The sequence below is a fragment of the Methylobacterium sp. W2 genome (assembly GCF_020662345.1).
GTDB lineage: Bacteria > Pseudomonadota > Alphaproteobacteria > Rhizobiales > Beijerinckiaceae > Methylobacterium.
On sequence record NZ_VMOA01000056.1, the window covers coordinates 1 to 14,395 of the forward strand.

Genomic DNA, 14,395 nt, shown 5'->3' on the forward strand with positions numbered 1-14,395 from the left:
AGATCCCCGCCTCCCGGCACGCTATCGCCAAACTCTTACCCTGGGCCGTCTGCACCTCAATCTGGCGCAGCTTCAGCACCACCTGCTCCGCACCCGTCTTCTGACCTCGCTTCATGTCCAGCTCCTTCAGTCCTGACTGATCCTCTCAATCAGCCCGGTCCAAAGCCAGCCGGTCAGGTCAGGGGCACAATGTCTATGTTATTAATATTCAAGCGTCTTCCAACAAAGGACCTAAGGTCTTCATAGGATTGCGGTTCCGGCTCCAAGGGCTCAGCGCACTTTAGTTTGCCTCGCCGCATGCGCCTTTCGGCCTCGACCCAGTTCAGATTGAAAGCATGGATATGAGAAGCGGGGACCCGTCGCCCACACCAGGGGCCACGGCAAAAACGAGGGTTGCTGTGACCGCCTCTAATGTCTCGCCAGTCTACTCGTTCGATGCGTATCTGACGCTGACCTGATAAACTGCGAGCGGAAAGCTCAAAGGTCACGTGCCTGTCCGGACGATGAACGTAAGCACCGACACTGAGCGTCACGCTCGTTTCAATAACACCGTCGATCTCCAAAGAGGTGAGGAAGCGAGCGTAGCCATCTGGCGACTCAGGCTTCACCCATTCTACGGCGAATGGAATGCGTTTTTCGGCAGCAAGGAGCCTCGGCAATGGCATAGCGCCACGGTAGCTGAGAATGTCCAAGTGTGGGAGTCGGTCGCCCCTTGCGTTCCGCTAGTTAGTTCACCGGGATCGTCGTTTGATCAGGCCAAGCGGTACGTTAGGCGCTTGCCAACGATACCCTTAAGCGCCCGCTCGGCCTGTTCGGCGTCACCGCAGCCCAGCTTCACCCGGTTGTTATACCGAAAATCGAACTCGGCGAGATAGCGGTGGAGGTGCTGCTTGCCGCAGTGCTGATAGACGCCCTTCATGCCGCGCTTGAAGACGGAGAACGCGCCCTCAATCGTGTTCGTGTGGATCATGCGGTCCACGAGGTCGACGTACTCGCCCTGGCCGTGCCGGGTGAAGCCGTGGCCGCCAGTGAAGGTCGCAGAGAGCTTGCCGTACTGGCCCGCCTCGTCGGTCATCACGCGGGCTTCCTTGGCGATGTTCTCCTTGAGGATCGGAAGAAGGGTCTTGGCGCTCAGGTCGTCCACGACCATGGAGCGCTTCTGGCCCGTATCACGGTCGACGAGGCTCAGCACCTTGTGCTTGTGAGCGTAGCCACGGCCCTTCTTCTCGCCCTTGGGCTTCACGGTGCGGTCGTTGCCGATGAAGGTCTCGTCGATCTCGACAATGCCGCCACCGCTGCCGAAGGGCACGAACGCACCTTCGCGCATGGCCTCGCGCAGACGGTGGGTCATGAACCACGCCGTCTTGTAGGTGACGCCCAGGATGCGGTGGATCTGGTGGCTGCTCATGCCCTTCTTGGAGGAGCAGAGGAGGTGTGCCGCCTGAAGCCACAGATGCAGCTTCACATGGCTGGACTCGAACACGGTGCCGACGGTGACGGTGAATTGCTTCTTACAGTCACCGCAACGACGCAGACCCATCCGACCGCCCTTGACGCGAGTGATCCGACCCATGCCGCCACAGTGAGCGCACACGGGGCCGTCCGACCACAGGAGGCTTTCCAGCTTCTCGAAAGCGGCAGCCTCATCGTGGAAAAACTTGGCGGAAAGGGCGGACATCGGGCTAACTCCTTGATCCAGAAGCTAGACCGCCAGTCTGTATGTGTCAACGATATAATCGCCTAAAAATAGCCGGTCCGTCGCAGCGCGGCCCTGACGCCGGTCAGTTCGACGTCAGGATCGGCGTTGCACCGCGCAGGCCTCGACGATCTGCCGGCGGACGATGTCAGGCTGCGCCTGCAAAGCCTGCTCGACCAGAACGTCGCCGGACTCCGTGAAGGCCACTACCGACGGGGTCGTGCGACCGCCCTCGGCGTTCTCGATCACGTTGGCCTTGTTGCCGTCCATCACGGCGACGCACGAATTCGTCGTGCCGAGATCAATGCCGATCACCTTAGCCATGGGAGATACTCCTTCAGGTTTGCGCATTGCAGACCGATCGAGACCGGATCGATGTTCTTATGCAGTGGGCCGCGTGGGGCCGACCGACCTTCACTGCCTCCGCGCGCTAGGCCCGGAACCGCACAGACTCGACGGCCGCTGCCAGATGCCGGTAGTCGAACGGACCATCATGCCGACGGCCGTTGATGAAGAAGGTCGGCGTCCCGTTGACGCCACTCCGGACGCCGCTCAGAAAGTCCTGCGCGATCTTCGGGGCATAGGTCTTCGCTTCGAGGGCGAGCGCGCAATCGCGCTCCGACAGGCCGAGTACCCGGGCTGCGCCGAGCAGGAACGGCAGGCTCAACCGGTCCTGATGCGCGTAGATCGCATCGTGCATGTCCCAGAACCGACCTTGGGCCCCCGCGAACTCGGCGGCCTCCGCCGCCGGCTCCGCGAGCGGGTGGATTTCGGTGAGCGGGAAATGGCGGAACACAATGGTGAGGTCGTCGCCGAAGTGCCTGCCGAGCTGCAGGACCTCACTATGCGCGACGCGGCAATACGGACACTCGTAATCACCGTACTCGACGAGCACCACCCGCCCGTCGGCACCACCCCGGGCATGGTCAGCCGCCGACACCGGCACTCTGAGTTCGGACATCGTTTGTCTCCTGGGTTTCGAGCCGATCCAGCGCATCAAGGATGCCGTCCGCACCGGGGTTGACGGCGATCGGGGAGAGGTAGCTCCAGAAGATGAGCCCCTCGCGATCCACCACAAACAGCGCCCGCTCGCAGACGCCTTCACCGTCGCGGTAGGCCCCGTATTGCCGGGCAACCGCGCCCTTCGGCTCGAAATCCGCGAGCAGGGGGAAATGGAGATGGTGGGTCTCGGCGAAGGCCTGATGGCACCAGGCACTGTCGACGGAGATGCCGACGACTTCGGCCTCGTGCCTCCGGAATTCCGGCAGCACCTGATTGTAGACCGCCATCTGATCTCCGCAGACCGGACTCCAATCCGCGGGATAGAACGCCAAAACGACCGGCCGTCCGCGCAGATCGCCCAGGGAGAGAGTCTGGTCCGGCGTGACGTGGAGCGTGAAATCGGGCGCCGTGACCCCGGGCGCTAAGACGTGTCCCATCCTGAATCTCCCGAACAGCCCGCGGAGCGGCCCTTGCGCATCTCACTACGAGGCGGGGCGCCTCGGCACTGACGAGCATCAGTTCCGGTGGCGGATATCGGGCCGTGCCTTCGGCGCATCCGCATCGGTACCCCGAGTGGGTGATCTTCGCGGCGGCCTCGTCGCGCGCGCGATCCTTGCCGATCCCGACGGAGCCGCGCCACGACGAGACGGATCAGGGATGTTCCCTAGGTGCCCTCCGGATGGTGAAAGCTACGCGATGCGCGATCTCATCGGTCTCGCGAAGGGGGAGCATCATGCAGTAGTATGGTCACATCGTGCCCGCTCCCGGCCCGCACATTCCGTGGCCGGCCGCCCTGGCTCGGGCCACCGGCAACCTCAGCCGGGCTCGCATCACCGCCCTTGGACGGGTCGATCATTTCGCGTCCGGCACGACCCTCTAAGTCGACGGTGACGTTGGAGATGTCGTCTACTGGGTGGTGACCGGGATGGTCCGTACGATCAAAGTCGGACGCGACGGCAATTGGGTCGTGCGCGGGTTCCATCTCGCCGGGGAGTTTTTCGGGTTGGAGCGGACCCCGTTGCATGCCTCTTCGGCCGAGGCGGTCAGGTGCGGGATGGCGGACTGGAGCGCGTAGAGGCAGTCGTCGAGCGGCAAGAGGGCGTGCCGGCGGAAGGCAGTGATGATCGCCTCCTCTGCGGTCGTGAGCACGGTAGAGCGCGGCGTTTTCGGTCCCATTGCCGCGTCATGCACGAAGGCACGCTTGCGCCACTTCGCGACCGTCTTGGGGTTCAGTCCATGCTGTGCGGCAAGCTCCTTGAGCGAAGCTTTCGATCGCTGTAGCGCTGCTCTGACCGCGTGCGTGGTCGTGGCGCAGCCGCGAAGAACCTGTCCCATAACGCCTCCCGATCTACGCTGGCCTCAGCTAAACTGATGCCACCACACCGCGGGACTGCACACCCAGCTGATAGGCTATCGCACGGTCGTCCACGACAACCAATGAATAACCCGTATATCGAGGGACTGAGTGTGTGACGCCAACGTTTTATCGTTGTAGGACAATGACATATACGTTCGTATTTTCATTCTGTCTGGCGCGCCAATTTTTTGTAGCGCGACACATAATTTGGAACCGCCGCCATTTAAGTGGAACACGGTGGCAAATGTGTCATAGTGGAAAATGCCAGATTTTGCGCTGCGTTCGCCGCGTATGGGTGAGCGCAACTTGACGTCCCCCCATCGCTTTGGTCCGGCTTAAGTGCGAGTTTTCCGGTTTGGTGAGACCCTGACGGGAGGAGCGGAGCCGTGAAGAAGAGCAGGTTCACCGAAGAGCAGATCGCCTTCACGCTGAAGCAGGCCGAGACTGGGACGCCGGTCGCGGAGGTGCTGCGCCGGATGGGCATTCTCCGAGCAGACATTCTACCGCTGGAAGAAGCTCTACGGCGGTTTGGGCACGGGCGAACTGCGGCGGCTGAAGCAGCTTGAGGAGAACCGCAAGCTAAAGCAGCTCATGGCCGATCTGAGCCTCGACAAGCACATCCTGCAGGACGTGCTCGCAAAAAAGGTTCTGACGCCTGCTCGGCGACGCGACCTCGTGCACCAGGTTCAAAAGGCGCACGGGGTGAGTGAGCGGCGCAGCTGCGTCGCGCTCGGCGTCGGCCGGTCGAGAGCATGCGCTACCGCTCGACCAAGCCTGATCAGGCACCGCCGCGGATGCGCATCTGCGATCTAGCCAAGAGCCGGGTGCGCTACGGCTACCACCGGATCTACATCCTGCCGCGCCGGGAAGGTTGGCGAGTGAGCCATGAGAGGGGTTCACCGTCTCTACCGGGACGAGGGGCTGAGCCTGCGGCTCAGGCGGCCGCGCCGGCACGTCAGCGGGGCACACCGGGAGCGTCAGCCTGCCGCGCTCCGGCCGAACGAGCGGTGGTCGATGGACTTCGCCTCCGACGCGCTGTTCGACGGCCGCCGGCTGCCGGCCCTGACGGTCGTCGATGCGTTCACGCGGGAGGCTCTGGCGATCGAGGTCGACCAAGGCATCGAAGGCGAGCAGGTCGTGGCTGTCGTCGGACGCTTGGCACTGCTGCACGGAGCACCGAGCGCGCTTCAGGTCGATAACGGGCCTGAACCGAAGGGCCGCGTAGCGAGTTCGTCTCGAAAGCACTCGACCGCTGGGCCTACGAGAACGGTGTCACGTTGGACTTCTCGCGCCCTGGCAAGCCGACCGACAATGCGCTGGTCGAGTCGTTCAACGGCCGCCTGCGCGACGAGTGCCTGAACGCGAACTGGTTCTTGTCGTTGGCCGACGCGAGGAGCAAGATCGAAACGTGGCGGCGGCACTACAACGAGAGCCGTCCTCACACAGCCCTGGGGTGGCGAATGCCCCAGGAATTTGCCTTGGCGGCGGCCCTGCAGGCCGCAGAATGAGACCCGGAAGCTCACCTTCCGGCCGGACCAAAATCCGGGGGACCCTCACCCGACGATCGCGGCAACATCACGCAGCAAATCATGGACAGAAAGCGGCTTCAACGCGGTGTGGATCAAGGTCAAGGGCAAGCTGAGGGGCTGGTCGCCAAGGGCCTGACCATCCATGGCCTGCGATACACCCTCGGCGGGCTGCTGGCGGACGCCGGCTGCGACCTGGACACGATCCGGCGCGTGCTGGGGCAGAGGACCCTGACGATGGCGCAGCTCTACAGCGATCGAGCCAAGAAAGAAGTGGCGACGACGGACGCGATGAACAGGCTCAATCCGCTTGGTACCAAGGCCGGCACACCTAAGACACTTGTCTAACCTCCCTGTCTAACCACTGCTAAGTGATGATTCGAGAGAGCCGCAACCGCTATTCAAGCCATTAAAGATATTCAGAAAAAGAATGGTGCCCAGGGACGGAGTCGAACCGCCGACACTGCGATTTTCAGTCATGTAACCTCGGACTGAATTGGACATTCCTGGATTCGACCAACATGCCCAAGTCGTTCGTTCCGTTATATTTTTAGTCTATCAACGTCCAAGGGGGTGCGCTACCATCAACCACGTTTTGTGCCCCCCGTGTGCCCCCGGCTCGTTCAATGCAGAAGCCCCTTACAGACGTTCTTGTTCGTGGCATGCCCCTTCCCGAATCCGGTCGTATCGAGGTGAGCGACACCCGCTGCAAAGGACTAGAGCTTCGTGTCACGTCGGGTGGCGCTAGATCTTGGTCTTTCCGCTTTCGTGACCCCCGATCCGGCCGAGTGACACGAGCCACGATAGGGTCGTACCCTGAAGTGAGTCTCGCAGACGCTCGGGAACGAGCCAACGGATTGCGGCGCTCAGTTGCAGCAGGTCTCAACCCTGTCGAAGAGAAGCGACGTGAGCGGCAGGCGTCGAACACCAGTACCTTCAAGGCACTTAGCGACCGGTATCTCGAGGAGCACGCCCGACGGTTTAAGCGTTCAGCCCCCGCTGACGAACGAAACCTCCGGCTACATGTCCTGCCCAAATGGGGCAGCCGGCGATACGATGAGATCCAGCGCCGCGACGTTATAGACCTGTGTGAAGGAATGGTTGCGGCGGGAACCGCAACTAACGCAAATCGGGTTCAGGCACTCATCAGCTCGGTGTTTAGCTTCGCTGTTGATGCGGACCTAATGGCTGCGAACCCCTGTGTGCGGCTGCGTAAGCGCGCGGCAGAGAACATCGGTCGAAGGGTGCTTTCGGACGACGAGGTGTTCCTGTTTTGGCACGGAATTATTAGCCCGCCAGTCTCCCACCGTGTTGGGCTGGCACTAAGGATTGCACTTCTCACGGGGTCTCGTGTAAGTGAGATCGCGCAGGCAGAACGCCGAGAGTTCTCCCACATAGAGGATTCAGAACGTGCCGCGTGGGTTTTGCCGACAACGAGATCAAAGAACGGATGCTCACACTTCACGCCCCTTTCTGAGCTTGCCCGAGACGCCGTGTCTGAGGCCATCGTTTTGTCGGGCGACGCGAGTCAGTTTCTGTTTCCCTCTCCTTCAGTAAGCAGTAAGCCAATAACGGGACATGCTCTCAGCGTTGCGATGCAACGCTTTGGCGGCAGCGTAGGAGGCGCGTCGGAAGCTTCGCGGACTTGGGCGTCCGAACCGCCGTCCCCCCATGATTTGCGGCGAACCGTCGCCACCCGCCTAGCAGCCCTTGGGTATCCGGCCGAGGATGTTAGTGCAGTTCTAAACCATAAGCGGCGCGATATTACAGGCCGCCACTATGATCTTTATGATCGCGCAAAAGAGAAGCGACACGCGCTCAATTCGTGGTCCGACGCACTCAAGGAGCTTGTCCGTAAAACCGATCCTACACTGCCAATAAACATCGGCAGCGGAGAAAAGTGATCACACGCCGTCATTTCCAAATGCCGAAGCGATGTAAAAAATAATAAAAACCGTCTGGCCTTTCGCCCTTGTCCTCAAAATTATCCCTACATTTTTGAATGGCTTGTATCAGGCGTAGTTAGATAGCCTTGAGCCCTCAGCATCACGTGTGTGAGGACATAGTGATCGCAGGACGCATCCTTTGCCATAATGGCTGCGACACGTTCATGTGGACTACGGGTAAAAGTGACAGCATCTGACCATTCCCTGCCCGGCAACGCTCCAAGCCCAAACTCACCGCAACGCACTCGGGAACGGCTATGGCGGGCGTCCGCAGTATGCCGGTCTGGCGACATTGGCGAAGAGGTCACGGCTGAGGATGTTGATCAACCGCTCCGACACCTCCCGGCCGCGCTCACCAGCAAGCTGCGGCTGCATGCCGAAAGAGGCGGCAAAACCATGGTGGCGCTGTAGATAAAAAGTTAAGAACACAAGTAGGTCGAGCTGGAGGTTTTGAGGATAGGGACGCAGCGATCCGTTCTGGAAGAAGCCGACCACTCCTGTGTCTTCGCTAAGCGGCAGGCGAACGAGACTTCATAAGCCCGCGGACACATCGCCGTCTCAGACGGTGGCGGGTCAAGTCCGGCTACTCCACCCGCAAAGTTTTGTATCAACTCAAATTCGACAAAACCCGTAGCTTGGCGCAGTGCGATTTAAGGTAGCTGATGTACAAATCAGCGGTATCGCCGAATGACTTCACCATCTCTTCAAGGCTATACTCATATCGCATGTAGCTTTCTCAAAGGGTAAGCTGCCTCTTTAAGGGTAGGCCACATCGTGGCGCGCTGGCCGCACGATTCAGTTGCACGCCGACGGCAATGCGCGATATAATTCATTCAGCGAATGGGACACACGATGGCCAAAAAAGCAAAATCTCCAGGTGCCAATTCAACCCAGTACTTAATCAAACAGGAAGTCGCAAAAGCTCACAACTTACTCAGAGGGAATCCAACACGTCTGAGAACAACTTTCTCGAAGCTGAGGCAAAATACAAATCCCAGATATTACCCGGCTTTCATCTCTGCTTTCTTTGAATCGCCCTTTTATAAGCTCAGATTGTTAGGCGATTTGTGGCCAAAAACCGCATCTCAGCTAAAGCGCGTTCAGCCCTTAAACAGCGCAGGACTTGATATCGAAGTAAAATGGTCGTCAGAGATAATTAAATTTTTCGATAGCAACGCAGCTGAGTTTATAGCTCTTAAGCAAAATGTGTCCGACGAAATCTTGCAAGGGAATTATCCAAAAGTTTTGGAAGATCTTGAAAGACACGAGGTTACGAAAGGGGTATCGCTTTGGAGCTTTTCCATCAAGCTATTGGCTAGGGAAAAGCTTTACGGAGCGGATTCGAACAATACGATTTACAAAAGTATTCGGCAAGCCGGCGGAATAAATGGGTATGCCTACTTTTTGATTTTCTACCTTGGGTTTCGGTCGTCGCCAGGCTCAACGGTGCAACATATTCGCAGTCAAATTCCTGAGGCAACCACTGCGTACTCCTCTCTACCAGTGTATATCAGGCAAAAACTAACGCCCTTCGATTACACCCTCAATTCGAAATCGGTGCAGCACATAGAGGACATTGTCCGTCACGAAACAAATTCCTCATACGATGATATGCATCAGACCCTGTACCGAGCGCTCGCGATGCTGATCGATACAGGAGCCGAGAATAATATCAATCTTGCTGTTGAATGCGCGGTCACTCTCTCACATGGCCCCTTAAAATCACAGGTCGCAGCGTTTCTCCATTTCGACAGAAATCATGCACCCGCTATCGTCTTCTGTGAGAAAAACCAAAGATTGTTAGACGCCTACGATATTATCGTTGAGGCTCAGCTAAATCTAACCGAGGGTCGTGGGTGGAATTTCTTGCAAGCCCTAGGCTGGAATAAAAAATCGCCAACGAATACTGATATGATTTGTGACCTAAAAAGATCATTTGAGGCACTTGTGACAAACACCGGCGGACGGGAACTGGGCGCCATACACATCGAGCATCTATGTACCATGCTCGCAGATCTAGATTTGCCATGCAGTACTTTTGAAATCGCTCGGCGTGTTTGGCTTGGAGTAAGTACCTTAAGCATATTTGGGAGTGCCCGAGGCGTTATATTAAGTGGATTCAATTTGCCCGACCTGGCGGAATTTATGCCCTCTACTGACTGCGCTCTAAGTTACCTGAATTCACTTGAGGAAATCTACGGAAAACGACCCTCAATCGAAATGTTTCGTAATTTGAGGGGCGGTAGTACAGCGCAAACAACAAATTATCTTGATTTATATGTTGAGTTTATTAAATGTTCGCGTGGTGGTGGAACTAAAGACCCTCTTTTGTATCTGAATAACATGCCACATCATTTAGAAAATCAGTTACTAGCCGTTCCAGCAAATAAAGCCAGAATCCTAGCAATCCGTGGTGAGTATGAAGCTGCTGCGGAGGTCATTGTTGCCGCCCATTTAAGAGACGGTGAATCCTACGCATCGCTGCCTATTGAACAGGTCATCGAAGCTCTACTACACACGTCCTCGGACTTCAAAAGCACTCTACCCTATGCGATTCTACTAGACATCGGCGTTGACCATGTAGACAACAAATACACAAGATATAGGTCTTATGCCGTTGAGGATGTTTGGGAGGGACTGGGTTACGACTCTCCGTCGTCTGCATCGCATTCTCTATGCAGTCAAAACCGAGAAGGTGGAATCTATTATCTACATCGTATTTGCACCTCCGATATTCTGAGTGATTCAGATCGGTTTCAAAGCGTGCGCGAACTCGAAGAAGAACGTATAAAAGTTTGTCAGTCTCTAGCCGATATTGATCCAAGCAATGCCGGTGTTTACTTGTCCGAAATCAAAGCGCTAACTAGATGGTTGGTGATCTACGACGGTCTCCGTAGTATCGAGCAAAGCAAAATTTACGTGGATGTTGACGGACTTAAATCGCATTTGACTGCATCCGTAGGACCAGAGTTTGATCGAATGATGGTCCTTCGTCGTGAAAAAGCAGCAAGCGGCGAAATGGAGGATATTCTACAAAGCGAGATTATTAAATACCGGGATGACGATCTTTATGGTGATATGAAATTGACGTTCGCACAAGAAAATCCGAGTAAGATACTCCACTATTTAATAGTTAATATTTGGGCGGAGTACGCTTCGAACAGCCATTATGGCCTAGACGTTTACCTAAGCACACGAATAAGGCACGGTACCTTGAAAGGGCATCTACGAAGCCCGCTGGAAGAGAATAATCTTATCTGTCAGAAGGGAGCCGTTGCCTATAAAGACCAGCCTCACTGGATCGAGCGCGCTGCTGAACTGGGCATAACGCAAGATGACTGGGTGCAAGACGCATTAAAAAGCTTCTCCCAACGAATCGATGACGATATTTTCTTGCTAAATAGCGAAAAACTTCGTCTGCGCAGTACGACTAGCGGTCAGGGCTGGTTCAATTTTCAGCCTAATACAACGGATCTAATGGCTTTTGAGGTTTTCCTTGACAGGAATCCCGTTGATTTTGGTGAGTTTCTGAATATCACTTTTGATATATTAAACCGGAAACTTGAGCTTTTGCTGCTTCGTGTCCAGGCAGAATTACAAACGAACTATCGCCAGAATTGGAGTGGATATCTTCGGACACTTAGAGACTCAGCAGCTCAAGCGCATTCTGCTGTGCTTCGAAGTGAGTTCGAAGCTGCAGTGGCAAACGCACAGGTCGCGGTTGATTTGTCGTTTGAGAGGGTTGCTACCTGGTTTACACTTTCAGCCGCTCGCGAGAACCCTGATTATGGAATAGATCTAGCAATTGAGATTGCTGCAAAAAGTATCGAAAACTGTTTTGGCTCTAATGTCTTGTTCGTCGAGCAAAAAACGGCAGAAGGACCGCATCTCAAAGGCCGAACGTTAGCAAGTTTGGTCGATATGTTCTTCATCGTATTCGAAAATATCGTTAAGCATACGAGGCAGGGTTCCGTAGTAGGCGAGGTGGCGCAGGCAAGGGTTGATTTAGCTCGCACGGACAAAATTTACTCGATTTCTGTATCAAACCCTCTTCCCATCGATACAGATTTTGCGCTCCTGAATGAGCGCGTTTCTGGTATAAAACAGTCATTGTCTGAGGGTGGGGATAATAGATTGGTTACCGAAGGTGGGACAGGATTCCATAAATTACGCAAAATTCTTACTACCGATCTGGGCCTTGAACACGAATTTGATTTTGGGGTGGGCGGCAACAATTTCGAGGTGACGATAATGCTCAATGCAGAGAAGGTGCTGGCGTGATGATTGTCTTGGTCGAAGATGATGACAATAAAGCCAGGCAAATAATTTCGTTTCTGTCTGTGGAGTTTAAGGGATTATTGGTCGAGCATCGTAAATCTTACACGAGTGGGTTAAAGGCCATAAGAGAACTAAAACCAATATTGGTACTGCTTGATATGAGTTTGCCAAACTACGATGGGGAAATCAGCAGTACCGAGGGTGGGAAGTTTCGTTCATACGGTGGGCGGGATATTCTATACCAACTGTCTCGTCGAGGTGCTGACGTTAGGGTTCTAGTTGTAACACAATACGACTCTTTCTCCAGTGAGGCTAACGCAAAAAGCCTTGAAACTTTAGCTGAAGAGCTAGGAAACGAGTTTCCCCAGCATTTTATTGGCGCTGTTTTTTACAGTGCGTCACAAGATGACTGGAAAAACCGTATAAGTGACCACTTAGAGAAGGTTTTACCGAAGTGAAGGTTTTAATTGTCGAGGATGACGGTGATAAACTTCGTCGTCTTTATACTGTTCTCATTCGAAGTGGGGTCAAGGAAGAGGATATTTCGGATGTTCGTTGTTCACACCAAGCAAGGTCAAATCTAAGGACAATCCATTATGATCTGTTGTTGCTGGATCTCAATATACCTCGGCGGCTTGACGAGGCGCCTAGGTCCGGTGAAGGGGCTGCGTTGTTGGAAGAAATTTCAGAAAGAGGTAAGTATCAGAAGCCTCGGGCTGTTATCGGTGTAACCGCTTATGACGGGGAATTAAAGAGTGCACAGCCTATATTCAATGCAGGATTAGTGCCGATATTTTTGTACGAAAGCGAATCTGACGGGTGGGAGGCTCCACTTCAGCGATGGCTTGAATACAATATTGCTACGCAAGTTATAGAACCGTCTGTTAGTTCAGGTGAGTATTTGGTTGACGTTGCTATTATTACGGCGCTGGAGCGGCCCGAGCTCTCTGCGATTCTAGACCTTGACTGGGATTGGAAAGAACAAAACTTCCTGGATGATGACACATCTTATTTTCTCGGGCAGGCTAAGCGACAGGATGGTGGACGGATCGTAGCTGCTAGTAGTCCGTTCGTTGGCATGCCGGCTGCAAGTATACTTGCAACTAAAATGATCGCTAGGTTCAAGCCTCGCTTCCTCATACACGCGGGGATAGCGGCAGCTGTAAGAGGTCAAGCAGAGATCGGGGATGTTCTTGTGGCAGACCCGTCTTGGGACTGGGGAAGCGGAAAGTTTGCAATTGATGCGGACAAAATAGTATTTTATGCTGCGCCGTATCAAATTCTCTTGCGTGAGGAGCTTCGTGGGAAAATCCGTAGACTTGCGTCGGACGAGGAACGGCTCGCGAAAATTCGCAGTGCTTGGAAAGGACAGAGGCCTGCCTCTGTTTTATCAGTCCGGTTAGGGCCCATGGCTTCAGGCGCGTCCGTTCTTGCCGATGGGGTAACAAAGGAGCGAATTCGCGATCAACATCGTAAGCTACTTGGGATTGAGATGGAGACTTATGGTGTCATGGCGGCTGCGGAGTTTTCGTCTAAGCCAAGACCAATGGCTATATCGTTAAAATCAGCATGCGATTTCGCTGACGGGCAGAAGAACGACGAATTTCAAGCATACGCTGCATTTACTAGTGCGAGAGTTGTTGAGATCCTCGTGGAAAGCTATCTATAGTGACAGGCATGACCCATACGCAGATAATTGCTCTCGGCTGGTAGGTCGCTTATGTGTCACTTTGGGGTATACCCTGGCGTGACGTAACATCGTCGGCGTCGATCATCGTAACATCTGGGTTGACACCGGCTATTTGTGACAAGGTAGCCTCGGGCTTACACCCTGAGGTTACAAACCATGGCCCGCATCGGTTACGCCCGTGTCAGTACGCTCGATCAGGATCTCGACGGGCAGGTTGCCCGGCTGAAGGCTGAAGGCTGCGGGGTCATCCGTTCTGAGAAGGTTTCGGGCGGCAGTCGTGATGGTCGGGCCGAGTTGGCGACGGTGCTGGAGTTCCTACGGCCGGACGACGAACTTGTGGTCACGCGCCTGGACCGGCTCGGCCGCGACACGCGAGATGTCTTGAATCTCATTCACGAGGCTGAGCAGCGCGGCGCCCACGTCACCGTGCTCGACCCGCATGTCTCGACCCGAGGTGAGATAGGCCATGTTGTCCTAACCGTGCTCGGCATGGTCGCGCAAATGGAACGACGGTTCATCAAAGAGCGCCAGCGCGAGGGCATCGTACGCGCGAAGGGCACCGGTGCTTATGCCGGCGGCAAGCGCCGCCTCGACCGCGAACGGATCAAGGCGATGGCTTCGGCAGGCGATGGGGCTGCTGCGATTGCGACGGCCTTGGGCTGCTCCCGCATGCAGGTTTATCGGATAGTTAAAGAAGCCAACATGGACGCAATACAAAATATTACTTGATAAATTCTTTATTCATAAAGGATTTATTTTAGCGAGCTGTGTTGGGGGCAGGCGTATGACAACACTTATTTGTGATCTTTTAATTATGTGTTGCAGAGGAACCCCTCGAATTCGGGAGCAGATTCGTAGGGTTGCGTGCGCTGCTGCAAGGAAGCGTGAACCTCTTTTCGC

Annotated in this window: 10 protein-coding genes and 4 pseudogenes; 7 read left to right on the forward strand and 7 right to left on the reverse strand. The window is 55.3% G+C overall.

Annotation, left to right across the window (positions count from 1 at the left end):
- The 6 genes and pseudogenes from FPV16_RS22815 to FPV16_RS22840 all read right to left on the reverse strand — a co-directional run.
- Positions 1–115: pseudogene (locus FPV16_RS22815) on the reverse strand (IS3 family transposase); the annotation flags it as partial.
- A 636-nt stretch (positions 116–751) separates the two neighbouring features.
- The gene (locus FPV16_RS22820) at positions 752–1,678 is read right to left on the reverse strand and encodes an IS1595 family transposase (RefSeq protein WP_227440828.1); all 927 of its coding nucleotides are present in this window, start codon (positions 1,676–1,678) and stop codon (positions 752–754) included.
- Between the two features lie 171 nt (positions 1,679–1,849).
- Positions 1,850–2,020 (reverse strand): annotated as a pseudogene (locus FPV16_RS22825) (Hsp70 family protein); the annotation flags it as partial.
- A 106-nt stretch (positions 2,021–2,126) separates the two neighbouring features.
- Entirely contained in the window at positions 2,127–2,657 is a 531-nt protein-coding gene (locus FPV16_RS22830) for a DsbA family protein (protein WP_227440829.1), read from the reverse strand.
- Positions 2,623–3,135: a redoxin domain-containing protein gene (locus FPV16_RS22835; RefSeq protein WP_227440830.1), complete on the reverse strand. Its 513-nt coding sequence runs from the start codon at positions 3,133–3,135 to the stop codon at positions 2,623–2,625. Before FPV16_RS22835 ends, FPV16_RS22830 begins: the two co-directional genes overlap by 35 nt.
- 583 nt (positions 3,136–3,718) lie before the next feature.
- Positions 3,719–4,033, reverse strand: a pseudogene (locus FPV16_RS22840) (IS481 family transposase); the annotation flags it as partial.
- A 408-nt stretch (positions 4,034–4,441) separates the two neighbouring features.
- Between FPV16_RS22840 and FPV16_RS22845 the strand changes: the two are divergent.
- From FPV16_RS22845 to FPV16_RS26495, 3 genes and pseudogenes are all read left to right on the forward strand, one after another.
- A pseudogene (locus tag FPV16_RS22845) lies at positions 4,442–5,563 on the forward strand (IS3 family transposase).
- An 81-nt stretch (positions 5,564–5,644) separates the two neighbouring features.
- On the forward strand, positions 5,645–5,929 hold the full coding sequence (locus tag FPV16_RS22850) for a hypothetical protein (RefSeq protein WP_227440831.1): 285 nt from the start codon (positions 5,645–5,647) through the stop codon (positions 5,927–5,929).
- A 278-nt stretch (positions 5,930–6,207) separates the two neighbouring features.
- Positions 6,208–7,485: a tyrosine-type recombinase/integrase gene (locus FPV16_RS26495; RefSeq protein ID WP_413629343.1), complete on the forward strand. Its 1,278-nt coding sequence runs from the start codon at positions 6,208–6,210 to the stop codon at positions 7,483–7,485.
- Between the two features lie 297 nt (positions 7,486–7,782).
- Here FPV16_RS26495 and FPV16_RS22860 read toward each other — a convergent pair whose 3' ends face one another.
- Entirely contained in the window at positions 7,783–8,022 is a 240-nt protein-coding gene (locus FPV16_RS22860) for a hypothetical protein (protein ID WP_227440832.1), read from the reverse strand.
- A gap of 357 nt (positions 8,023–8,379) precedes the next feature.
- Here FPV16_RS22860 and FPV16_RS22865 point away from each other — a divergent pair, with 357 nt between their 5' ends.
- The 4 genes from FPV16_RS22865 to FPV16_RS22880 all read left to right on the forward strand — a co-directional run bounded on the left by FPV16_RS22865 (position 8,380) and on the right by FPV16_RS22880 (position 14,224).
- Entirely contained in the window at positions 8,380–11,808 is a 3,429-nt protein-coding gene (locus FPV16_RS22865; RefSeq protein ID WP_227440833.1) for a hypothetical protein, read from the forward strand.
- On the forward strand, positions 11,805–12,263 hold the full coding sequence (locus FPV16_RS22870; protein ID WP_227440834.1) for a hypothetical protein: 459 nt from the start codon (positions 11,805–11,807) through the stop codon (positions 12,261–12,263). Before FPV16_RS22865 ends, FPV16_RS22870 begins: the two co-directional genes overlap by 4 nt.
- Positions 12,260–13,474 (forward strand): histidine kinase, encoded by a 1,215-nt coding sequence (locus FPV16_RS26355; RefSeq protein ID WP_227440835.1) that lies wholly within the window; start codon positions 12,260–12,262, stop codon positions 13,472–13,474. The genes FPV16_RS22870 and FPV16_RS26355 overlap by 4 nt, the downstream gene beginning before the upstream one ends.
- A gap of 177 nt (positions 13,475–13,651) precedes the next feature.
- Positions 13,652–14,224 carry a recombinase family protein gene (locus tag FPV16_RS22880; RefSeq protein WP_227440836.1) on the forward strand — a complete coding sequence of 191 codons (573 nt, stop codon included), beginning with the start codon at positions 13,652–13,654 and terminating at the stop codon, positions 14,222–14,224.
- Positions 14,225–14,395 lie beyond the last annotated feature (171 nt).